Source organism: Maricaulis sp. (assembly GCF_048270265.1).
GTDB lineage: Bacteria > Pseudomonadota > Alphaproteobacteria > Caulobacterales > Maricaulaceae > Maricaulis.
Map to the genome: position 1 here is coordinate 13184 of NZ_JBLWTD010000009.1, position 20962 is coordinate 34145.

General features: G+C 63.3%; 21 protein-coding genes. 16 read left to right on the forward strand and 5 right to left on the reverse strand.

All coding sequences use genetic code 11. The features are described 5' to 3' along the window. The first annotated feature begins 10 nt into the window (after positions 1-10). The 7 genes from ACN0YF_RS06790 (at position 11) to ACN0YF_RS06820 (ending at position 6783) form a co-directional block, all read left to right on the forward strand. Positions 11-1408, forward strand: coding sequence for an amidohydrolase family protein (locus ACN0YF_RS06790; protein WP_417493809.1), 1398 nt, complete (start codon positions 11-13; stop codon positions 1406-1408). Positions 1409-1607: 199 nt separating this feature from the next. Further along, a complete protein-coding gene (gene sdhC, locus ACN0YF_RS06795) occupies positions 1608-2000 on the forward strand; it encodes a succinate dehydrogenase, cytochrome b556 subunit (protein WP_417481125.1) in 393 nt (130 codons plus the stop codon). A 3-nt stretch (positions 2001-2003) separates the two neighbouring features. Then, entirely contained in the window at positions 2004-2381 is a 378-nt protein-coding gene (gene sdhD / locus ACN0YF_RS06800; protein WP_417481124.1) for a succinate dehydrogenase, hydrophobic membrane anchor protein, read from the forward strand. A 12-nt stretch (positions 2382-2393) separates the two neighbouring features. Then, positions 2394-4178, forward strand: coding sequence for a succinate dehydrogenase flavoprotein subunit (gene sdhA / locus ACN0YF_RS06805; RefSeq protein ID WP_417493810.1), 1785 nt, complete (start codon positions 2394-2396; stop codon positions 4176-4178). A gap of 12 nt (positions 4179-4190) precedes the next feature. Then, positions 4191-4970, forward strand: a complete 780-nt coding sequence (locus ACN0YF_RS06810; RefSeq protein ID WP_417481122.1) for a succinate dehydrogenase iron-sulfur subunit — start codon at positions 4191-4193, stop codon at positions 4968-4970. 215 nt (positions 4971-5185) lie between these two features. Beyond that, entirely contained in the window at positions 5186-6304 is a 1119-nt protein-coding gene (locus tag ACN0YF_RS06815) for an FG-GAP repeat domain-containing protein (protein WP_417493811.1), read from the forward strand. A gap of 110 nt (positions 6305-6414) precedes the next feature. After that, on the forward strand, positions 6415-6783 hold the full coding sequence (locus ACN0YF_RS06820) for a VOC family protein (RefSeq protein WP_417493812.1): 369 nt from the start codon (positions 6415-6417) through the stop codon (positions 6781-6783). Positions 6784-6792: 9 nt separating this feature from the next. Here the strand turns inward: ACN0YF_RS06820 and ACN0YF_RS06825 are convergent, their stop codons facing one another. Then, the gene (locus ACN0YF_RS06825; RefSeq protein WP_417493813.1) at positions 6793-7638 is read right to left on the reverse strand and encodes a 1-acyl-sn-glycerol-3-phosphate acyltransferase; all 846 of its coding nucleotides are present in this window, start codon (positions 7636-7638) and stop codon (positions 6793-6795) included. A 189-nt stretch (positions 7639-7827) separates the two neighbouring features. Between ACN0YF_RS06825 and ACN0YF_RS06830 the strand changes: the two genes are divergently transcribed. Beyond that, the gene (locus ACN0YF_RS06830; RefSeq protein ID WP_417493814.1) at positions 7828-8463 is read left to right on the forward strand and encodes a hypothetical protein; all 636 of its coding nucleotides are present in this window, start codon (positions 7828-7830) and stop codon (positions 8461-8463) included. Positions 8464-8477: 14 nt separating this feature from the next. Here the strand turns inward: ACN0YF_RS06830 and ACN0YF_RS06835 are convergent, their stop codons facing one another. Next, on the reverse strand, positions 8478-9209 hold the full coding sequence (locus ACN0YF_RS06835; protein ID WP_417493815.1) for a hypothetical protein: 732 nt from the start codon (positions 9207-9209) through the stop codon (positions 8478-8480). Between the two features lie 137 nt (positions 9210-9346). Next, positions 9347-12697 (reverse strand): autotransporter domain-containing protein, encoded by a 3351-nt coding sequence (locus ACN0YF_RS06840; RefSeq protein WP_417493816.1) that lies wholly within the window; start codon positions 12695-12697, stop codon positions 9347-9349. Positions 12698-12980: 283 nt separating this feature from the next. Between ACN0YF_RS06840 and ACN0YF_RS06845 the strand changes: the two genes are divergently transcribed. Continuing rightward, positions 12981-14480 (forward strand): CoA-acylating methylmalonate-semialdehyde dehydrogenase, encoded by a 1500-nt coding sequence (locus ACN0YF_RS06845; protein WP_417493817.1) that lies wholly within the window; start codon positions 12981-12983, stop codon positions 14478-14480. 59 nt (positions 14481-14539) lie between these two features. Here ACN0YF_RS06845 and ACN0YF_RS06850 read toward each other — a convergent pair whose 3' ends face one another. Further along, on the reverse strand, positions 14540-14932 hold the full coding sequence (locus ACN0YF_RS06850) for a hypothetical protein (protein WP_417481114.1): 393 nt from the start codon (positions 14930-14932) through the stop codon (positions 14540-14542). A 279-nt stretch (positions 14933-15211) separates the two neighbouring features. Here ACN0YF_RS06850 and ACN0YF_RS06855 point away from each other — a divergent pair, with 279 nt between their 5' ends. Together ACN0YF_RS06855 and ACN0YF_RS06860 are read left to right on the forward strand one after the other, a co-directional pair. After that, positions 15212-16351 (forward strand): iron-containing alcohol dehydrogenase, encoded by a 1140-nt coding sequence (locus ACN0YF_RS06855; RefSeq protein ID WP_417481113.1) that lies wholly within the window; start codon positions 15212-15214, stop codon positions 16349-16351. An 8-nt stretch (positions 16352-16359) separates the two neighbouring features. Continuing rightward, the gene (locus ACN0YF_RS06860) at positions 16360-16776 is read left to right on the forward strand and encodes an acyl-CoA thioesterase (RefSeq protein ID WP_417481112.1); all 417 of its coding nucleotides are present in this window, start codon (positions 16360-16362) and stop codon (positions 16774-16776) included. Between the two features lie 145 nt (positions 16777-16921). On the opposite strand, the gene ACN0YF_RS06865 is transcribed toward ACN0YF_RS06860, so the two are convergent. Continuing rightward, entirely contained in the window at positions 16922-17491 is a 570-nt protein-coding gene (locus ACN0YF_RS06865) for a carboxymuconolactone decarboxylase family protein (RefSeq protein WP_417481111.1), read from the reverse strand. 163 nt (positions 17492-17654) lie between these two features. On the opposite strand from ACN0YF_RS06865, the gene ACN0YF_RS06870 reads away from it, so the two are divergent. The 5 genes from ACN0YF_RS06870 to ACN0YF_RS06890 all read left to right on the forward strand — a co-directional run bounded on the left by ACN0YF_RS06870 (position 17655) and on the right by ACN0YF_RS06890 (position 20925). Beyond that, positions 17655-18266: a TetR/AcrR family transcriptional regulator gene (locus ACN0YF_RS06870; RefSeq protein ID WP_417481110.1), complete on the forward strand. Its 612-nt coding sequence runs from the start codon at positions 17655-17657 to the stop codon at positions 18264-18266. A 52-nt stretch (positions 18267-18318) separates the two neighbouring features. Next, positions 18319-19464, forward strand: coding sequence for a cell division protein ZapE (zapE, locus tag ACN0YF_RS06875; RefSeq protein WP_417481109.1), 1146 nt, complete (start codon positions 18319-18321; stop codon positions 19462-19464). Between the two features lie 29 nt (positions 19465-19493). Further along, positions 19494-20174, forward strand: coding sequence for an O-methyltransferase (locus ACN0YF_RS06880; protein ID WP_417481108.1), 681 nt, complete (start codon positions 19494-19496; stop codon positions 20172-20174). A 71-nt stretch (positions 20175-20245) separates the two neighbouring features. Then, positions 20246-20692: a hypothetical protein gene (locus ACN0YF_RS06885; RefSeq protein WP_417481107.1), complete on the forward strand. Its 447-nt coding sequence runs from the start codon at positions 20246-20248 to the stop codon at positions 20690-20692. Beyond that, a complete protein-coding gene (locus ACN0YF_RS06890; protein ID WP_417481106.1) occupies positions 20689-20925 on the forward strand; it encodes a helix-turn-helix transcriptional regulator in 237 nt (78 codons plus the stop codon). Before ACN0YF_RS06885 ends, ACN0YF_RS06890 begins: the two co-directional genes overlap by 4 nt. The last annotated feature ends 37 nt before the right edge of the window (positions 20926-20962 follow it).

Consider the following 20962-nt stretch of genomic DNA (forward strand, 5'->3'; position numbering starts at 1 on the left):
GGAGAGCGTTATGAAATACAGAATGGGATTATTGTCGGGCGCGCTGGCACTGTGTGTCACGGCCGGGGCTTGGTCAGAGGGCCGCCAGGCGCTTGTGGGCGGCACGCTGATCGATGGTTATGGCGGTCCGCCGGTCCATGACAGCGTCATCCTGGTCGAGGATGACCGCATCGTCGCGACCGGAAACCAGGACAATACGCCGATCCCGGATGGCTATGAGGTGATCTCCACCGAGGGTATGACAGTCATGCCCGGCCTGTGGGAAATGCACGCCCACCTGATGCTCAACGGGCATTCCGATTATGATCACTGGGACCGCACCTATCTCGACCGGCTCGAAGACGAGATCATGCCGGCCTCTGCCGTGCAGCTTCTGCTCGCCGGGATTACCTCGGTGCGCGATCTCGGCGCGCCGCTTGAACCCTCCATCTCGGTACGTGACCGCATCAATGCCGGCGAGCTGCCGGGCCCGAATCTCTATGTCTCAGGGCCCTTTATCCAGCATGAGCCCTATCCGGGCACGGAAGCCTTCCGCTGGGGCGTAAGCAGCGTCGGCGAGGCCCGTGCCCATGTGCGCACGCTGGCCGATGCCGGCGTCGACGTCATCAAACTGGTCAACCAGGACCAGATGACCACCGCCGAAGCCCGCGCCGTCGTCGACGAGGCGCATGCGCGGGGCCTGCGGGTCGTCGGTCACTCCCACCGTCCCGAGGAAATCATGCTCGGGCTGGAAATCGGGATCGATAATTTCGAGCATACCGGCCTGACCACGGCACCGGAATATCCGCCCAATGTGATCGAGGCGCTGCGGGCGCGCACGGCGCGCGGACGTATTTCGGGTGGCCCGCTCTACTGGACCCCGACGATCGAGGGGCTGTGGAATTACGGACGCACGCGCGAGAATTCCGAATTCCTCGACGATGATTGCTGGCATCGCGGGCTCGAGCCCGACACGATCGCCGACATCGCGGCCTCGATCGAGCATCCCGAGCGCCTGTCCTACACACAATTGACGCCGTTGCGTGCCCCGACCCTGCGCCGCAAGTTCGAGCAATTGCGTGAGGCCGGTGTGGTGATGCTGATCGGCACCGATAGCGGCATCCCGATGAAATTCCATTGTCAGTCGACCTGGAATGAATTCGACGTCTGGACCCGCGAACTCGATGTGCCGGTGATGGACGCGATCCGTTCGGCGACCTACTGGCCCGCCGTCTTCATGGGTGTCGCGGATCAGACCGGTTCGATCGCCCCGGGCATGGCCGCTGACATTATCGCCATCGATGGCGATCTGATGACCTATCCAAATCTGCTGCAACACGTCGATTTCGTGATGAAGGGCGGCACGGTCTATGTCGAGGACGGGCAGGTGAATGAGGACCTGCTTCCGGCGAATATGCGCATGGAATAGGGTAATTCCGGCCGCCTTTGGGCGGCCGGGCCCAGGCGCCACTGCGCTGCTGCCGGATCAAAATGTCTGCAACTTGTCAGCGGTCTGCGCCTGATCGCGTTGACGCTGACATTGTGCGGCCTATTGTGCGGTGCGAGACTCAAAGCTGATACGCGTTCTGCGCTCAGTGATACCGACACAGATTTCGAAAGGGTGCCTCATGGCTTCCGACTGGTCCGATCCGCGGCCGATGTCGCCACATCTTCAGGTGTGGCGCTGGCACGCGACGATGGCGTCTTCCATTCTTCACCGGGCAACCGGCATCGGCAATTATATCGGCGCCGTCGCGATCGCGATCTGGATCGTCCTTCTGGCGTTTGGCGCCGAGGGCTCGGTCGCCTTCCTGTTCGAGGGCTGGATGGCCTGGGTGACGCGCGTCGGCCTGATCCTGCTGACCTATTCGGTGAGCTATCACTGGCTCAACGGCCTGCGCCACCTGATGTGGGATTTCGGCAAGGGCTTCGATCCCCAGGGTTCGAATTTCCGCTCGATGGCGATCATGTTTCTGGCCCTGGTGCCGACAATCGCCATCTGGCTTGGTTTCGGGAGCTGATCGATGACCGATTACAGAACCCCTGCCGCCAAGGTGCGCGGCCTCGGCGCCTCCGGACACGGTACGGCGCATTTCATCGCCCAGCGCGTCACCTCGATCGCGCTCTTCTTTCTCATCCCGGTCTTTGTCTGGATGCTCGCCACCTCGGGCGCGCCGGACCCGGCCGCGATGCGGGCTTTCCTCGCCTCGCCGATGGGCGCCATTGTCACCCTGCTGACGCTGACCGCCGGCTTCCATCACATGCGCTCCGGCCTGCAGGTCGTGATCGAGGATTATGTCCACAAGGCCGGCACGAAGGCCTTTCTTCTGCTCGGCAATACCTTTCTGACACTGGGCCTGTGGCTGGTCACCGTGTTCGCACTTGTCAAACTCGCGCTGTAACGGACGTTCTTCATGGCCGACTATAAATGGATCGATCACACCTATGATGTCGTGGTCGTTGGCGCTGGCGGCTCCGGGCTGCGCGCCGCACTGGGTGCCTCGCAAGCCGGTCTGAAGACCGCCTGTATCTCCAAGGTCTTCCCGACCCGCTCCCACACGGTTGCAGCGCAGGGCGGGATTTCCGCCTCGCTCGGCAATATGGGCGAGGATGACTGGCGCTGGCACATGTATGACACCGTCAAGGGTTCCGACTGGCTCGGTGACCAGGACGCGATCGAATATCTCTGCCGCGAAGCGCCGGCCGCTGTTTACGAGCTCGAGCACTGGGGCGTGCCCTTCTCGCGCACCGAGGACGGCAAGATCTATCAGCGCGCCTTTGGCGGCATGACCCGCAATTTCGGCGAAGGCCCGGTCCAGCGCACCTGCGCCGCCGCCGACCGGACCGGTCACGCCATCCTGCACACGCTCTATGGCCAGTCCGTGCGCCATGAGACGGAATTCTTCATCGAGTATTTTGCCCTCGACCTGATCATGGACGACGGTGTCTGCCGCGGCATCACTGCCTGGAAGCTCGATGACGGCACGCTGCACCGCTTCCGCGCCCAGACCGTTATCCTGGCGACCGGCGGCTATGGCCGGGCCTATTTCTCCGCCACCTCGGCCCACACCTGTACCGGTGACGGCAATGCCATGGTGCTGCGCGCCGGCCTGCCGCTGCAGGACATGGAATTTGTGCAATTCCACCCGACCGGCATCTATGGCGCCGGCTGCCTGATCACCGAGGGTGCGCGCGGCGAAGGCGGTTATCTGACCAATTCCGAGGGTGAGCGCTTCATGGAGCGCTACGCGCCATCGGCCAAGGATCTCGCCTCGCGCGATGTCGTCTCACGCTCGATGACGATGGAAATTCGCGATGGCCGCGGTGTCGGTCCCAACAAGGACCATATCTATCTCCATCTCGACCATCTCGACCCGGCCGTGCTGGCCGAGCGCCTGCCGGGCATTTCCGACAGCGCCCGCATCTTCGCCGGTGTCGATGTCACGAAGGAGCCGATCCCGGTCCTGCCGACGGTCCACTACAATATGGGCGGCATCCCGACCAATTATCACGGCGAGGTTCTCACCAAGGTTGGCGACAATGCCGACACGGTCGTGCCGGGCCTGATGGCGGTCGGCGAAGCGGCCTGCGTCTCGGTGCACGGCGCCAATCGCCTCGGCTCCAACTCGCTGATCGATCTCGTGGTGTTCGGCCGCGCCGCCGGCCTGCGCCTCGGCGAGACCGTCACCCCTGGCGCGCCGCAGCCGGAATTCAAGGCTGAAGAGGGCCAGAATTCCCTCGACCGGCTCGACAAATACCGCAATGCCGCCGGCGGCACGCCGACGGCCAAGCTGCGGCTGCAAATGCAGCGCGGCATGCAGAACAACTGCGCCGTCTTCCGCACCGGCCCCGTCCTCAATGAAGGCATCGAGGCGATGCGCGAGGTTTATGCCGGCATGGCCGATATCGGCGTCTCCGACCGCTCCATGGTCTGGAATACCGATCTGATGGAAACGCTGGAGCTCGACAATCTGCTCGCCCAGGCCGCCGTCACCGTCAATGGTGCGGCCAATCGCGAGGAAAGCCGCGGCGCCCACGCCCGCGAGGATTTCCCCGATCGCAATGACAAGACCTGGATGAAGCACACCCTCGCCTGGTGCGACGACAAGGGCGATGTGCGGATCGATTATCGCCCGGTGCATGACTACACGATGTCGAAGGATATCGATTATATCGTGCCAAAAGCTCGGGTTTACTAAGGGAAGACGATCATGGTTGAACTCACACTTCCCCGCGGCTCTCAGCCGACCAAAGGCAAGACCTGGCCCAAGCCGGACGGCGCCAAGAATGTGCGGACCTTCCGCGTCTATCGCTATGATCCGGAAAGCGGCAATCCGCCGAGCTGGGACACATACAAGGTCGATCTCGATGATTGCGGCCCGATGGTTCTCGATGCCATCCTGTGGATCAAGAACAATGTCGACGCGACCCTGGCTTTCCGGCGCTCCTGCCGCGAGGGCGTGTGCGGCTCCTGCTCGATGAATATCGGCGGGCGCAATACCATCGCCTGCACCTCCGGCATTGACGAGTATGACGGCACGATCACGATCTCGCCTCTGCCACACCAGCCTGTGGTGCGCGACCTGATCCCGGATCTGACCCAGTTCTACGCCCAGCACGCGGCGATCAAACCCTATCTCCAGACTGACACACCGGCGCCGGAGAAGGAGTGGAAACAGTCTCCCGAAGAGCGGGCCCAGCTCGATGGCGCCTATGAGTGCATCATGTGCGCCTCATGCTCGACCGCCTGCCCGTCCTATTGGTGGAATGGCGACAAATATCTCGGCCCTGCCGCGCTGCTGCAATCCTATCGCTGGCTGGCCGACAGCCGTGATGAAGCCAAGGGTGAGCGCCTCGACGAGCTCGACGATCCGTTCAAGCTCTATCGCTGCCACACCATCATGAATTGCGCCCAGGTCTGTCCGAAGGGCCTCAATCCTGCCGAAGCTATCGGCAAGATCAAGGGCATGCTGGTCGAACGCGAAAGCTGACCACCTGAATTTCCCCTGCCCATCCAGCCCGTGACGCTGGATGGGCAGGGACGAATTCGCTTGGCACCAGTGCACGCCCCCTGAGGATATGCCGGACCTGCTCCGGTCTTGCGCTCAAGACTGGCCGCGCCGCACGATCACCGCCTCTCCGACTGGTTATTTGCCACGGCATGGCTGGGCGGGTACTCCATGTGTCCCGGCACGCAGGAGGCATTATGCGCCCTTACCTGATCACAATAGGCCTGATCCTGGGCGCGTCCGCGCCCGCCCTGGCCCAGGACGCCCCGTTTCGAATTCATCCCTACAATTTTTTCGGTGAAACCACGGCGCTGACCGCCTCGGTCAATCTGGGTGATCTGGATGGTGATGGCGATCTGGACGGGTTTGCCGTCAATGGCCGTCACTGGATCCAGCAGGACGAAATCTATCTCAATAACGGGATGGGATACTTCCGCTCATCCTATGACGCCGGCTCTGTCCGGGCGACGGGCTATGAAGCGGCGCTGGCCGACTTCGACGGCGATGGCGATCTCGACGCCGCGATTGCCCGCGATCTTCTGCCCGTCCTGATCCAGTTGAATGACGGGAGCGGGCATTTCGACGCCGGCCAGGAGATCGGGCCGATCGCGCAGGCGCGCTCCATTGCCGCTGCCGACCTTGATGCCGATGGTGATTTTGATCTGGTCCTGATCCAGCGCGGCGCGGCCAATCTTGTCTTCTTCAACGATGGACGCGGCGGCTTTGACCACATTGTCGAGCTGCCGGGCGCCTTTCAGACTATTCAGGTCGAGATCGGTGATCTGAATGCCGACGGGGTGGTGGATCTGGTCTTCTCGAACCGCGGCGGTGAAGGCGTGATGCTGTATTTCGGTGCGGGTGGTGGTGCCTTTGAGCCCCCCATCGCGGTCGGTGCCGATCTGGATATGGAAGTCCGCGCCGTTGCGCTTGGCGACATGAATGGGGACGGCCATCCGGACATCCTCGCGGGCGGGATGGAACGCTCTGGCGTTATCTTCATCAATGACGGGGCTGGCGGTTTCTCCGAGCGGGGCTCGTTCGGCGGTGATGATGACGAGATGTACGGCCTGGCCCTGGCGGATTTTGATGGCGACGGGCGTCTGGATATTGCCGTTGCCAATTCCGAGACCCGTGACCGGGTCTATATGGCGACCGGGGACGGGTTCGAGGCCGTCGATCTTGTGGAGCTGGAAGCGTCGGATAGCTACAATGTCAGTGTCGGTGATCTGAACGATGACGGCCGGCCGGATCTGGTCTTTGCCGTGTCCGAAGGCCGCAATTACGTGGCGCTCAACCGGATCGAGCCGCGCGATTGATATCTGCCGGGGCGTCTGGCACGATTACGGCCATGCGGGCGAAGCGCGACCGCCGGAGTTTTCACCCAGGCGGCCTCTAGCAGCGGCCGTGTCGCGCCAGGAGATGTGCAATGGCACTTGGAGCTTTCTCGATCAGCCTGGCCGTCAAGGATATCCGGGCTTCGAAGACATTCTATGAAGCCCTGGGCTTCACCGAGACCGGCGGCAATATCGACCAGGGCTGGCTTGTCCTGCGCCAGGGCGGCAAGGTCATCGGCCTGTTCCAGAACATGTTCGAGAAGAACATGCTGACCTTCAATCCGGGCTGGGGGCAAAACCGCGAAACCCTGACGGATTTCGAGGATGTCCGCGCGCTGCAGGCCAGGTTGAAGGCGGCCGGGCTTGATGTCGGCGAACCGATCGAGCCGGGCTCCGGGCCGGCGCACTTCATGCTCACCGATCCCGACGGCAATCCGATCCTGATCGACCAGCACGTCTGAGGGCGGCGTCTATTTGCCCCAGGCGGTGCGTTCGCAAATATCGCGCATCATCGCCGTCGCTTCCGCATCCGTGCCGTCATCGGGACCGATCTCCATCGCCCGGCCAAAGGCCAGCCTGTAGTGCGCTTCGGCCTTGCCCATGAAGCCGTGGAAGATCGTCATGTCCTTCAGCTCCTCATTGAGCTGGGCGAGGGCGTAATAGAGAATCGGCATGCGCTGGCGCACGGCCAGCGGAATGATGGGCGCCTTGAACTTCCGCGCCAGGCTGACGGCCGTCGGGTGCCAGGGTTTTTCGACCAGTTGCCATTTCTTCCAGCTCCATTCCGACATCCGGCCGGAGGGGAAGATGACGATGCATTGTCCGGCCTTGAAGGCCTCGATGGCGCGTTTGAGCATGTCACGTGACTGGGTCCGCGAACGGGCTTCGTCGCGCCACTCCACCGGGATGATGCGCTCCTCCAGGCCCGGGCAGACCTTGAGCGCATCGCGATTGGCGAAGAAGAGCAGGTCCGGGCGCTTGGCTTTCAGCGCATCCCAGACAGCGACGCCATCGGCGATGCCGCCGGGGTGATTGGAGACAATCACGCAGGCACCGCTCGCGGGCACATTGTCGAGGCCGGAGAGCTCGACATCCAGGTCGAGATATTCCGAACACCATTCCAGACAATCTGTACCCGAGCGGTGTGCGATCGCATCGACCATGGCGACGGCGCGGCGATAGCCCAGGAGCGGATAGCCGATCCATTTGATCACCGGCCAGAGCGGCGTGTGAATCAGCCGCGGGGCCCGATCCTCGATCAGGTCATCAACGACATGTTTCGGAACCGCAGGGAGCTGGGAATCATCTGTATCCATCCCTGCAGAGAAGCCCGCCTCGCGCCGCGGCGCAATCGACATTTTCGCCAGCGGTGCCCGCAGGGTTAATGCCCCGTTTACGCTTTGGCCCGCCGCTTGCGATGTGCGTCCACAGGATTAACACCTTGTTCACGAATGGGACGCGCCATGATGATGCAAACAGCAATCGCCGCCGGTAGCACGCGCAGAATGCCAGCCAAGCGGGCCCGGATCGAGGACGATGTGGTCGCCGATTATCTCGCGCTGCTGGTCAAGCCCGGCGACAAGACCCTGCAGGTCGGCGGTTCCGAACTCGGGACGGTCTTCCTGCAGCGTGGTGCCTTCCATGAAGTGATCGCGTCGCTGGCCGATACCGACATCCTGCAGGCGCAGTGTGAACGGCGCTCGGTGAAGGTCGATCGCCTGCGCCGTCAGGCCGGCCTTATGGCCGAACCGGATCGCACGCCGCTCGATGCGGCCCTGATCGGTTCCGATCTCGGCTTCCCGGCCATGGCGGGGAATTGGCGCCAGATCGCCAGCCGGCTGAAGCTGGGCGGTGTGCTGGTGCTGATGGGTGCGGCAAAGGGTTCGGCGGCCCGGCTCGCCGACGCACTGAGCGCCGATGAGGGCTGGACGCTGCAGGAAATGATCGCCGGCGATGTCGCCGTGTTCCGCAAGACCAGGGCCTTTGACGAGGCCGAAACGCGGGCTCGCCTGTCGGAGGCGGGCAATCCGCGTCGTACCCCACGCGGCCTCAAAATGGGCCTTGTCGCCAGCATGGTGCACGGCCTGCAGACCTGGCGTGCACGCACGCGCGCCCGTGAGCTCGCCCGCCGCAGCCGCTGATTAGCGGCCCGCCGCTAGCCCTCCTGCAGGGACGGCCCGCCGCGACCGCCACCGCCGCCGCCACCGCCGCGCCCACCGCGGCCACGGCGCTGTTCGCCACCGCCGCGCTGGCGCCCGAAGCTTGGTGAGCCGAGATAGGGTGTGCAGGCAGGTGTCGCCGGGATCGCTGTCAGTGGTTCGATGGTAAACGCCGCTGCCTGGCTCTCGATCTCAGCCGTCTGCTCGGCGTCGATCCGGCTGGCGATCCGCGCTTCGATTCCATCATCAAGACGATCGAGACCATAGGTCCGGTCCCGGGCATTGCGCCGGTAGACGGCGGCCCAATAGGCGGCGCGCACCGGTGCTTCGGCACTGTCCAGCGATGCGAATTGCACCGCCAGTTCGGCCTGCGCCGTTGGCCAGCCCGCCTGGGCAGCGCTGGTCAGACGGTCGAAACCCTCCACGCGCATTTCGTCCCGCAGGATGGCCGGTGTGGCTTCCGCTGTCGCCAGACGGATGGCGCTGTAGCCGGCGAGGTATTGGGCGATCTCGAATCCGCTGCCCTGTCCCGCGACGCAGCGCAGGATCGGCAGCGCCTCCTGATACTCCCCGCGATCAACGAGCTGGACGGCCATGTCGAAGCCACTGGCGCCGCCAGCGGGACCGCCGGGGCGTCCGCCGCGCTCGCCCGGAGGCGGGCCATCGTGCGAGGCACAGCCGGCGAGGAGAAACAGGGCGGTGGGGATGAGGACTGATAAGCGGGCCATCCGGAACGGGCTCCTAGCGGCGTGAGTGACAGGTCGTCAACGCCCGGGCCCCGGAATTCCGTCGCCTGTGCCGAAAAAGAAAAACACCCGGACGCGGGAAGCGTCCGGGTGTTGGCATTACACTCAGTCAGGTCTGACTAGAATGGCAGGCTGTAGCTGAGCGTCGTGACCTCGATTTCGGAGAAGTCGCGATCGATCTGACGTTCATGGCTGACGGTGAGTGTGCCACCGAAGCTGAGGTCAGCCGACAGGCTGCCGGCAACTTCCCACCAGTTTCCGCCCATATCGACGCCGCTCGGTGCAGAGAAGTTCACACCGTTGGTGTCGTGGAAGGAGGCCGAATAGGTCTCGGCACCATCACCATATTGCTCGGCAGCGCCGACATAGAGGGTCGTGGAGATATGCGTCCCCAGATCCAGGCCGAAGGCTGAACCGATGCGGGCGATCGTATTGCTGCCCGAGCGAGAATTGATGTCGAGGCTGCCAATCGAGGAATAGCTCGTGGTGGCCTTGAAATCGACATTGCTCGCCGTGATGCTCGCCATCGGTGTGACGCGGATACCGTCATCGCTCGAGTAGAGATCATAACGGATCGCGGCATCAACCGTGCTTTCATCCGCGGTGGTCCGGGTCTGTGCCGGCACCATCACGCCGCCCAGATTGATAGTCCGGGTCGCGTTGCTTTCGTGGCTGGCACGGCCAAGCGCCAGGCTCGCCGAGATGCGGCCCGCCGAGTAGGACGCGAAAGCCGTCAATTGCTCGGTTTCGGTGCTGACATTGGTTCCGCCCAGTGAGGCACCGGCGGTGTTGTCGGAGTTGGCAAAGCCGGCTGCGGCACCGATGCGGACCGTTTCGGTAAGCGGAATATCAAGGCCGAACATCGAGTAATTGCCGTCGATCAGGCTGTCCGCGCTGCCCGCGAATGTGCTTGCAGTGGCGTCGATCGTACCGATGGAACCGAAGATCCGGCGCATGTCGCCGTTCTCGACACCGCTGGTCGAGTTGCCCGACTTGACGGTGGCGCGAGCCAGCAGTCCGAGGTCGCTCATGCCGGCGAGGCCATTGGCCTGTTTGGCGTCTGCCAGGATGTCATCGCCGCCATTGGCCATCATGCCAAGGGTGCCGATCTGCTCGCGCAGGGCGCGGCCGAGAACGTCAGAGTGCGTCCGTACCGAACGATCGAACATCACCGCCTCATAAGGCGACATGGTGTCGAGCGCGGTGGTGAGGGCGTCGCCCTCGAGCAGGTCGAGCAGGCCATACACTTCAGCCAGATCGTCATAGGAGCCGGCGCGGCCACCATCCAGTGCACGCCCGAGGGCGGTCTGGAAATTATTGGTGAAGGTCGCCTGCGATCTGAAGTTCTGGGCTTCAATCTCAACGCTGGCCGAGGTCGCGGTGTAGGACAGGACCGGCTTGAGAACGCCCGGCAGGTCGTAGACCGCACCGAAAGCGTCGGTGATGCTGCCTGCCGTCAGGAAGGTGTAGCTGTCGCCGAAGCGTGGCAGATAGCCGGCAACCGGGTTGAGCAGCACGGTCCCGCCAAGGGAGGCGCCGCCCGTGACCACGAGGAGATCGCTCGCACCACTGGCATCAATGTCGATGGACAGGCCGCTTGCGGAAGCGAGGACGGCATTGCCGTCAATGGTCAGCGTACCGATACCGCCGACTTCACCCGGAGCAATCAGGCCCATGATGTTGGTCAGGAATGGTGTGCTCACCGTGCCCGAGCCGGACAGCATGCCGGACATCAGCAGGTAATCGCCATAGGTGGTCAGCGTACCGTCGACATTGACGCTGCCCGCCTGGTGCATGATTTCGCTGAGGCTGGTCAGGTCGCCGGCGGCGCCGATGTCGAGACCGGCGGCGGCGCCGCTGATGGTCAGGACATCGATTTCAACGGTGCTGTCGAGCGTCGTCGTGCCGGCGGCCGACAGGTTGACGTCGAAATAGCGGGCATTGATGCCCAGGCCCGAATTCGGGTCGATATTGTCGGGCACGAATCCGGTGGCGCCGGGGAGGCCGTTTTCCAGCGTCGCGGCCGGGAGCGGGTCGGAGGTGTATTCACCGTCGACCAGTGCCAGCGTACCGGTGCCGTTTTGTGGAGCGTCCTCGACCATCAGGCCGGAATTGGCGCCCGGAATATTGTTGCCGACCTCGCCGATTGCATTGCTGTCGCCGCCAGCAGATGGCGCAGTGCCATCATAGGGGTGCACATCGCCGTCTTCGAGCGTCACGCACTCAAATCCGGGTCCGCTGACACCACCGGGAGCGAAGCAGACCTCGCCCCAGCTTGGATCCGTGCCGGCGACGCCGACGCCCGGATTGGTGGGCAGGCCGTTCACGACATTACCGTTGGCGTCGATCACGCGGAAAGCCGGATCGATTTCGGTCAGCCAGTGACTGGCATCTTCCCAGGCGCCATCACCTTCGGCGGCAGCGACATAGCGGTAGGGGCTGTTGGCGACGATCCAGTCCCAGAACAGGTAGAGCGGCTGGTAGAAGCTCTCGGTGCCATAGGAGCTGAAGGCCTGTGGGCCAAAGAAGCGCGAACCGCCGGACAGGACGCCGATCACCAGGTCTTCGTCAATACCCGGATTATTGGCGGCGTCGAGGATGAGCGGGCCACCGGAGTCGCCGCCGGCCGTCGTGCCCTCATTGGTCGCCGCATTGCCGCGATAGAGGTCGAAATCATACGGGTTGGTGCGGTTCGGGTCGTCGAAATCGAGCCGGTAGAGGTTTTGTGGCAGATCGCCGAAGGGGGCGCCGAACAGGAAAGTGTTGCGCTCATCGAAGGAGGTCAGCGCGCCGATGAAGTTTTCGGCGGCACGGCGGCGCCAGTCGATGCCGATGATGGCGCCGTCAAGGGCGGTCCCGGAACGGCCATAGCCGGTCAGATTGACGTGATAGCCGGAGCCGGTTTCCTGGGTGTAGCTGGTTGGCGCGGGGAGGGCCGAGAAAAGCAGGGCCCAGGTCGGGACTTCACTGGCAGGCGTGTCGAGCACGGAGAGGGCGACATCACCTTCCTGGAAGCCAAAGCTCCCAGGGCGGGCGATTGAATCCAGATTGTAGATGATCTGGTTGATGTTGAAGACGGCCATGTCCGGATTGGAGGTAAAGGAATTGTTGATCCAGCTCAGGAAGCCGGGCAGGGAATCGGCGCCAAAGGAGAAGGCGGCGGCGATGGCGCCGTCGGTACCGTAATCGCTGGCCGGGCGGTCATTGACGCAGTGAGCGGCGAAAATCACGGTGCGCGGATTGATCAGCGTGCCGGTGCAGACGAAACCATCATTGCGGAAGAACATGCCGACGCCGGTGACGTCCGTTGCGGTGTCGAGAATTGTCTCCGATGTGCCCGGGTCGGCCGGAACGATAGTCGGCACTTCGGTTTGTGCCATGGCGGCCGGTGCGGCCAGCAGCAGGGCCAGCACTGAGCAGCTCGCGCCCATGGCATGCTTGAATTTCCCCGAAAGGTGTTGTTTCGACATAGATTTCCCCGATGTGATGAAACGGTTTGTGGTCTACAGACCATCTGCAGTGGCAAACCGAGTTGCTGATCGTATTTCTAGCTGCGCGCGACCTTGCCGGTCAAGAAAACTATGGGTCGCGCGGCGCGAAATCAGTCTTTTGTGGGTAATTTGCAACCAGCGGCAGTGCCCGGCCTCACCGGCTCGTCTCGACAGGTCCGGCGCAGCGTATTAAGTCAGCCGCAAAGACGGGAGGCGCGATCGCTCGTGCCACCCGTCGCCCAAATCCTCGGGAGCGGAAACCATGACGCGTGAAGTCAATCATTTCATCGACGGCCAGTCGTTCACTGGCGCGTCGGGCAATTACGGCGATATCTTCAATCCCAATACCGGCAAGGTGCAGGCGCGCGTCCAGTTCGCGACGTCCGATGAAGTCGCCCGTGCTGTCGAGGGGGCCAAGAAGGGCCAGGCCATCTGGGCCGCGATGAACCCGCAGCGCCGGGCCCGCGTCCTGATGAAATACAAGATGCTGGTTGAGGACCGGATGGACGAGCTGGCCCATCTCCTGTCCTCCGAGCACGGCAAGGTGATTGCCGACTCCAAGGGCGACCTGATCCGCGGTCTGGAAGTGATCGAATTCGCCTGCGGCGTGCCGCACCTGATGAAGGGCGAATATACCGAGAGCGCCGGTCCGGGCATTGACGTCTATTCCATGCGCCAGCCGCTCGGTGTGGTCGCCGGCATTACCCCGTTCAACTTCCCGGCCATGATCCCGATGTGGTTCATGGGCATGGCGCTGTCGACCGGCAATGCGATGATCCTGAAGCCTTCGGAGAAGGATCCGTCCGTGCCGGTTCGCCTGGCCGAAATCATGATCGAGGCCGGTCTGCCTGAAGGCGTGCTGCAAGTCGTCCACGGTGACAAGACGGCCGTCGACGCCCTGATCGAGCATGACGACATCAAGGCCGTCAGCTTCGTCGGTTCCTCCAATATCGCTCACTATATCGCCCAGGGCTGCACCAGGCACGGCAAGCGTTTCCAGGCGATGGGCGGGGCCAAGAACCACGGCATCATCATGCCCGACGCCGATATGGACCAGGTCGTGAATGATTTCCTCGGTGCCGCCTATGGCTCGGCCGGCGAACGCTGCATGGCGCTGCCGGTCGCTGTTCCTGTTGGCCAGAAGACTGCCGATGAGTTCGTCGCGCGCATCAAGGCCGAGGCGGTCAATCTGCGCATCGGCGTCTCCACCGACGACAAGGCCCACTACGGACCGGTCGTTTCAGCCGCGCACCGGGCCAATATCGAGAACTACATCCAGATGGGGATCGACGAGGGCGCACAATTGCTGCTCGACGGACGGGGTTTCGAGCTGCCGGGGCATGAGAAGGGCTTCTTCATCGGCCCGACGCTGTTCGATCACGTCAAGCCGGGAATGCGTTCCTATCAGGAAGAGATCTTCGGACCTGTCTTGCAGGTGGTTCGCGCTGAAACCCTGGAAGAGGCTGCGGCCCTGCCGAGCAATCACCAGTACGGCAATGGCGTCGCCATCTTCACCCGCAACGGCCTTGCGGCGCGTGAATTCGCCGCCAAGGTCAATGTCGGCATGGTCGGCATCAATGTGCCGATCCCGGTTCCCGTTGCCTATCACTCGTTTGGTGGCTGGAAGCGTTCGGCCTTCACCGACACCAATCAGTATGGCACCGACGGCATCCGCTTCTTCACCAAGATCAAGACGGTGACCCAGCGCTGGCCAACCGGCGATATCGGCGATCAGGCCTTTGTCATTCCAACGATGAATTGATGATCGCTTGTGGCGGCGGGGTCGGGTTTTAGCCGGCTCCGCCGTCGCGGCCGTCTGGGTCAGTCAACGGGCGCCGGGGCCGGCACTTCGGCGCGCAGCCAGTCTACGGCGATGTCGACCTGGAGAAACACACGGGCATTCTCCGGCAGCGAGTCCAGGGACGCCACAACACGCTCGCAATAATCTGCATTCCAGCTTTCCGAACGCACATAGGCGATCGGCACGCCGGTTTCGATGGCGGCGACGAATTCGGAAATCATTTCGGCCGAGAGAGCAGGCGAGGATTGCTGCTGGATAGCGAAGCAATCCACCAGGACACCGCCGACCGGATGGGTCCGGATCAGTTCTGATGATCGTTCCGCAGCCCAGCCCGCCTCGCGCCGCAGGACCTGGCCGCGACCCTCGACGGCCAGAATCGACGTCTCTTCGTTGAAGCTGACCTTGACCGTCATACGCACGTCCTCGACCCGAGCCTTTCCAAGGCGTTGGCTTCACCCTAGGGGCGGCCGGGCGGGCAGGCCAGTATTTCTTGATGATTTGGGTCTACCTGTCGTGAGGAATCGGGCCGCCACACCTGACCTTTTCTGGCACGTCGGTATCGGGGCGGGCGGCCGGATTCAGTCAGGACGAAGGCTGCCATCAGCGTCAGGCCCGCGCTTGCCATGAGCCGGCAACGGGGCAACCATGAACCGCTCCAGATAGCCCGTCCGTCAGACAAGCCCGGGAAGACCATGACCGCTTTCGATTTTCGCACCGTGCCGCATGTTCATGTCGGCGCCGGCTCCGCCGCCAGGCTGGCCGTGATCGCCGCGCCCCTGATCGGCAAGCGCCGCCGGATATTTCTCGTCACGGATCCCGGCGTACGGTCGGTCGGCCTGATCGACCCTGCCGTCGCGGCGCTGGAAGCGGCGGGCCTGTCCGTCGCAATTTTCGACCGGGTGGTTGCCGATCCGCCTGAAGACGTTGTGCTGCAAGCCGAGGATGAGGCCCGCGCCTTCGGTGCTGAGGTCGTGATCGGTTTTGGTGGTGGCAGTTCGATGGATGCGGCCAAGCTGGTCGCGATGCTGCTCGGCTCGAAACAGACGCTGGCGCAGATGTATGGCGTCAATAATGCCACCGGTCCGCGCCTGCCGCTGATCCTGATCCCGACCACGGCCGGGACCGGTTCGGAGGTGACGCCGATCTCGGTGATCACGGTTGGCGAGAGCTCGAAGATGGGCGTCAATGCGCCCGCGCTCTACGGCGATCTTGCCGTGCTCGACGCCGAGCTGACCTATGGCCTGCCGCGCGGCACGACGGCGGCGACCGGCATCGATGCCATGGTGCATGCGATCGAGGCCTATACGACCAAGCTGCAGAAGAACCCCGTCTCTGACGCGCTGGCGCTGGCCGGTCTCAAAAAGCTGCACGGCGCCATCGAGCGAGCCTGCCAGGATGGCCAGGACGCTGAGGCGCGCGAGGACATGCTGCTCGGCGCGTTGCTCGCCGGCCAGGCCTTTGCCAATGCGCCGGTCGGGGCGGTGCATGCGCTGGCCTATCCGCTGGGGGGCGTGTTTCACGTGCCGCACGGGCTCTCCAATTCGCTGATGCTGCCGCCGGTCCTGCGTTTCAATGCGCCAGTGGCGGAACCGCTCTATGCCGAGCTCGCCAGTCATCTCGGCCTGCATGCCTCGACCCAGGGACTGGTCGAGGAGATGGAACGGATCGCGGCATCGGTCGGGATCGAGACGCGTCTCTCCCAGGTCGGCGTCAGCCACAATGACCTGCCGCGCCTGGCCGAGGAGGCGATGCTGGTGACGCGTCTGCTGGTCAATAATCCGCGCGAGATGACCCAGGATGCCGCCCTGGCCTGTTATGAGGCCGTGCTGTGACCGGGCCCATGCCCCGCAGCGCCTATGGCCGCTGGCGCGATCTGCCGACGCGCTGGGCCGATAATGACATCTACGGCCATATCAACAACGCCGCATATTACGGCTTCTTCGATACGGTCGTGAACTGTTTCCTGATCGAGGAGGCGGGGCTCGACATCCATGCCGGAGCCGTCATCGGCCTCGTGGTCGAGACCGGCTGCAATTATTTCGCACCGCTGGCCTATCCCGACCTGATTGAGGGCGGTCTGCGGATCGCGAAAATCGGCCGCTCTTCCGTGCGATATGAAATCGCCCTGTTCAAGCCGGGCGAGCCCGAAGCCGCTGCCCAAGGGCATTTTGTCCATGTCTATGTCGACCGCGAGACGCGCCGGCCCGTGCCGATCCCCGATACCATGCGCGCAGCCCTGGAGGCTGTGCATGCGTGAGGTTGAGAAACCGGTCTGGCTGGCCGTGGCATGTGTCGTGACGCTGGCCTTGCTCGTGGCAGCCGTGACCGGTCTGTGGCCGCAAGGCTAGTGCGGTGCCGCAGGGGCGGTGATGTCACCGCCCCCGGGCATGCCGGACGTTGCCCTATTCGGCGGCGACCGCTTCGGCCTTCTGCCAGGCGAATTTGGTGAAGGGTGCGTCCACAGGCGTCTTCGCGATGTGGTTGGTGTAATTGCTCATCAATTTCTGAGCCATGCCGAGAATGACCTCGAACACGTTCTGGCGCGTATAGCCGGCGTCCAGGAAGGCCTGGATCTGGGCGTCGGTCACTTCGCCGCGCTGGCGCAACATGGCGAGGGTAAAGGTGCGCAGGGCTTCGAGCCGCTCGGTCGGCAATGGGGTCTCATCGCGCAGGGCGTCGATGATCGCCGCATCGACCTTCATGCTGTAGGCGATGCCGGTGTGCGCCGGGACGCAATAATGACAGGCATGTTCGACATTGATCGTCTGCCAGACAACGGTCAGCTCGTCAGCATTGAAGCTCGTGCTGGCGAAGCCCTCGTGCAGGGCCTTGTAGCCGGCCAGCAATTGCGGCGACTCGGCCATGACGGCGTGCAGGCCCGGTACGAAACCGAAGGCCGCCTTGCTTTCCTCAAGCGATTGGCGGCTGCCTTCCGGCGCGGTTTCGACGGTATGCAGGGTGAAATCGGTCATCTCGAATATCCTTGGTGTGATTGTTCCTGAGCGCCATTCGCGGCGGGCAGCCGATACATGCCCATTCTTGAGCGATTGCTCAACTCAATTTTTAGTGATCGCTCAAGAATTGATTATCCGGCGCCATCCCCTATAGAATGCACCCTGGAACGGAGAGGCAGAGATGGCACGCCCGGCAAACCAGTCGCGAGAGGAAAGTCTGAGGAAGGCGCTCGACCTGTTCTGGTCGAAGGGCTTCCACAACACCTCGCTGAAGGATCTCGAACAGGCGCTGAACATGCGCCCGGGCAGTATCTATGCCGCCTTCACCAGCAAGGAAGCCTTGTTCTGCGAGGCCCTGGCCGATTACGGCCGCGCCGCGAAGGCCGACTATATGCGGATCATGCAGAGCCAGGTCTCCCCGATTGATGGCCTGGTGGCCTATATCCGCTCCATGGCCGCCGAGTGTGATCGCGACCGGCCGGCCCGGGCCTGCATGGCAGTCAAGACGGTTCTGGAAATGCCCTCCGGGCAGGGCGTCATGCGCGAGGCGGCCGAAGGCCTGCTGAAGGATTTCGAGCTGGGCTTTACCCGGGCCTTTGCCGAGGCGATCGCGGCGGGAGAGGTCGGCGACGAAGAATCGCCCGGACGTCTCGCGCGCAAACTCCAGGCCGATATCACCGGCATGCGGGTGCTAGCCGAGCGCGCATCGGGCCGTGAGGGCATGAAGGAACGGGTCGAAGACATCATCGCCTGGCTCGAGGGCCTGCGGGTCCCGGCCGTCGCCCACGCCTGAACCGTCTTCCCCCATTGACGCCATCGCAACCCCTCGCCATTAGGCTTCTCCCATGACGACGCCGATCTCATTGTGGCAGGAGCGGGTTGGCTCCGGGGTGCTGTCGGCGGATGCGGACCAGGAGCGCGCAGCGCGTGCACTGACCGATCTGTCCGGGCGACTGCAGGGCTGGACGCCGGGTGCGAAAACCCTGTTCGGAAAGCTGAAGCCCACGCCGCGCGGCCTCTATCTCTGGGGCGGGGTCGGGCGCGGCAAGTCCATGCTGATGGATTTCTTCATCGAAACGGCGCCGGTTGAAGCGAAGCGCCGGGCGCATTTTCTCGAATTCATGCAGGATGTGCATGCCCGCATCGGCGAATGGCGCGGCCTGAGCGAATCCGAGCGCAGGCGCCGGCCGGAATATGTGCGCAAGGCCGGTGATGATCCCATCCCGCCGGTTGCCCGGGCCCTGGCCCGCGAGGCGCAATTGCTCGCCTTTGACGAATTCCAGGTCAGCGATATTGCCGATGCGATGATCCTCGGCCGTCTGTTCGACCATTTGTTTGCTGAAGGTGTCGTGGTGGTCGCGACCTCCAATCGCCATCCCGATGATCTTTATCTCGACGGTCTCAACCGCCAGCTCTTCCTGCCCTTCATCGAAGCGTTGAAATCGCGTCTCGACATCGTCGAACTCAATGGCGGTGTCGACCACCGCCTGCGCCAGCTCGAAGCGGCGCCGGTCTATTACACCCCGCTGGGGCCCGATGCCGAGCGCGCGATGGACGCCGCCTGGGCGCGTTTGACCCACGGCGCGGCGTCGCAGCACTGCGTGATCGAAGTTCTCGGTCGCCAATTGAAGGTCGAACGCGAAGTCGCCGGCGTCGCCCGTTTCAGCTTTGCAGAATTGTGTTCGCGCGCTTTGGGTGCCGCTGATTATCTTGCCATCGCGGCGCGGTTTCACACGGTGCTGCTCGACGGCGTTCCCCAGCTGCAGCGCGACAAACGCAATGAGGCCAAGCGTTTCGTGACGCTGATCGATGCGCTCTATGAGGCGAAGGCCAAGCTGGTGATGAGCGCCGATGCCGAGCCCGACCGGCTCTACCCGGACGGTGATGGTGCCTTCGAATTCGAACGCACGGCCTCGCGGCTGATGGAAATGCGCAGTCATGATTACCTTGCGGCGCGGTGGCAGGTTCACGACACTGGACCGGCCAACTGATCTGATCCTTCCATTTGCGGAGACCGACCATGTCCTCTTCCTTCGGGCTCGATGCCCGCCTCACCGCCTATGTCCGCAATGCCAACCGAACCGAGACCCCGGCGCTGCAAAGATGCCGGCTCGAAACTGAAGCGATGGGCTCGGTATCCGTGATGCAGATCAGCCCGGAGCAAGGCGCCTTCCTGCAGATGTGCGCACGTCTGGTGCAGGCCCGGACGGCCGTCGAGATCGGCGTCTTCACCGGCTATTCCGCGCTGGCGACCATGCTGGCCATGGGCGACATGCACGGGCCGGCGGCGCGGCTCTATGGCTGCGATATCTCGGATGACTACACCGGGCGCGCTCACTCCTACTGGCAGGAGGCCGGCCTTGATGGGCAGATCGAACTGCGAATTGGCGATGCGCGCGAAACCCTCGCCGGACTGATCGCCGAGATCGCCGGAAGCGTCGATATGGTTTTCATCGATGCCGACAAGACCGGGTATGATGCCTATTACGAAGCGGCGCTGCAGCTTCTGCGTCCGGGCGGGCTGGTCTTGTTCGACAATGTCTTGTGGTCGGGCAGTGTCGCTGATCCGGAGCGCTGCGCTGCCGATGCCGATACCGCAGCGCTCAAGGCCCTGGCCGACAAGATCCGGGACGATGCCCGTGTCGATATGGCCTTTACCACAATCGGCGACGGTATCCTGATGGCGGTCAAGCGCGACTGAGATGTAACCTTGACGTATCTCGATGTAACGCTTAGGTGTCATGTCACCTCAAGGTTATATGGAGCTGTCTTATGTCGGATATCGACGCCCTCATCCGGATGCGCAATCGTTTCCTCGCGCTGTCCGCCACATCCTTCCTGGTTTGGCAGGGCATGCAGATTGTCCAGGAGATTTTTCCGGACTCCGGTGCCTATGGCTTGCTGACCCTGCTCGCCCTCGTGGGCAGTCTCGGCTTTGCCGGGGCCATGGTGATGTTTCTTGTCTATGCCAGCCGGGTGACCCGCACCAATACCCAGGCGACGATCCAGGATGAGTTATTCGACCACAACCAGGCCGGGGCCGTGCGGATCGCTTATATCGCCCTGATGGCGGCGGTTGTGGCGCTCTACGTGCTGACGGACTTCGTCGAGCTGAACGTTGAACTGATGATACGCGGCCTGTTGATCGTCGGTGTCTGCGTGCCGCAATTTGCCTTTCTCATTCTGGATCGGCAGGACGGTGACGGGGGGGTGGAATGACCGCTCCGGCCCCGCTGGGAAACCGTCTCAAGGAATTGCGAGCCCGTCACAATCTCACCCAGGCGCAACTGGCCGAGATGGTCGGGGTGACGCGCAAGACAATCAATACGGTGGAGAACCGGGTGTTTATTCCCTCAGCCCTGCTGGCGCTGAAACTGGCCGCGGCGCTCGGCGTAGCGGTTGAGGAGGCCTTCTTCCTCGAACCGGAAGAGGGAGAAGCGCTACAGGTTTGATCCGCGCCCCCGCGGCCTTCCCGCGGCGACAGGCATT

Bases quoted from the DNA above. Each gene is read 5' to 3' on its own strand.
- ACN0YF_RS06790 (WP_417493809.1), top strand. From the start codon at position 11: ATGAAATACAGAATGGGATTATTGTCGGGCGCGCTGGCACTGTGTGTC.
- sdhC (WP_417481125.1), top strand. From the start codon at position 1,608: ATGGCTTCCGACTGGTCCGATCCGCGGCCGATGTCGCCACATCTTCAG.
- sdhD (WP_417481124.1), top strand. From the start codon at position 2,004: ATGACCGATTACAGAACCCCTGCCGCCAAGGTGCGCGGCCTCGGCGCC.
- sdhA (WP_417493810.1), top strand. From the start codon at position 2,394: ATGGCCGACTATAAATGGATCGATCACACCTATGATGTCGTGGTCGTT.
- ACN0YF_RS06810 (WP_417481122.1), top strand. From the start codon at position 4,191: ATGGTTGAACTCACACTTCCCCGCGGCTCTCAGCCGACCAAAGGCAAG.
- ACN0YF_RS06815 (WP_417493811.1), top strand. From the start codon at position 5,186: ATGCGCCCTTACCTGATCACAATAGGCCTGATCCTGGGCGCGTCCGCG.
- ACN0YF_RS06820 (WP_417493812.1), top strand. From the start codon at position 6,415: ATGGCACTTGGAGCTTTCTCGATCAGCCTGGCCGTCAAGGATATCCGG.
- ACN0YF_RS06825 (WP_417493813.1), bottom strand. From the start codon at position 7,638: ATGGATACAGATGATTCCCAGCTCCCTGCGGTTCCGAAACATGTCGTT.
- ACN0YF_RS06830 (WP_417493814.1), top strand. From the start codon at position 7,828: ATGCCAGCCAAGCGGGCCCGGATCGAGGACGATGTGGTCGCCGATTAT.
- ACN0YF_RS06835 (WP_417493815.1), bottom strand. From the start codon at position 9,209: ATGGCCCGCTTATCAGTCCTCATCCCCACCGCCCTGTTTCTCCTCGCC.
- ACN0YF_RS06840 (WP_417493816.1), bottom strand. From the start codon at position 12,697: ATGTCGAAACAACACCTTTCGGGGAAATTCAAGCATGCCATGGGCGCG.
- ACN0YF_RS06845 (WP_417493817.1), top strand. From the start codon at position 12,981: ATGACGCGTGAAGTCAATCATTTCATCGACGGCCAGTCGTTCACTGGC.
- ACN0YF_RS06850 (WP_417481114.1), bottom strand. From the start codon at position 14,932: ATGACGGTCAAGGTCAGCTTCAACGAAGAGACGTCGATTCTGGCCGTC.
- ACN0YF_RS06855 (WP_417481113.1), top strand. From the start codon at position 15,212: ATGACCGCTTTCGATTTTCGCACCGTGCCGCATGTTCATGTCGGCGCC.
- ACN0YF_RS06860 (WP_417481112.1), top strand. From the start codon at position 16,360: ATGCCCCGCAGCGCCTATGGCCGCTGGCGCGATCTGCCGACGCGCTGG.
- ACN0YF_RS06865 (WP_417481111.1), bottom strand. From the start codon at position 17,491: ATGACCGATTTCACCCTGCATACCGTCGAAACCGCGCCGGAAGGCAGC.
- ACN0YF_RS06870 (WP_417481110.1), top strand. From the start codon at position 17,655: ATGGCACGCCCGGCAAACCAGTCGCGAGAGGAAAGTCTGAGGAAGGCG.
- zapE (WP_417481109.1), top strand. From the start codon at position 18,319: ATGACGACGCCGATCTCATTGTGGCAGGAGCGGGTTGGCTCCGGGGTG.
- ACN0YF_RS06880 (WP_417481108.1), top strand. From the start codon at position 19,494: ATGTCCTCTTCCTTCGGGCTCGATGCCCGCCTCACCGCCTATGTCCGC.
- ACN0YF_RS06885 (WP_417481107.1), top strand. From the start codon at position 20,246: ATGTCGGATATCGACGCCCTCATCCGGATGCGCAATCGTTTCCTCGCG.
- ACN0YF_RS06890 (WP_417481106.1), top strand. From the start codon at position 20,689: ATGACCGCTCCGGCCCCGCTGGGAAACCGTCTCAAGGAATTGCGAGCC.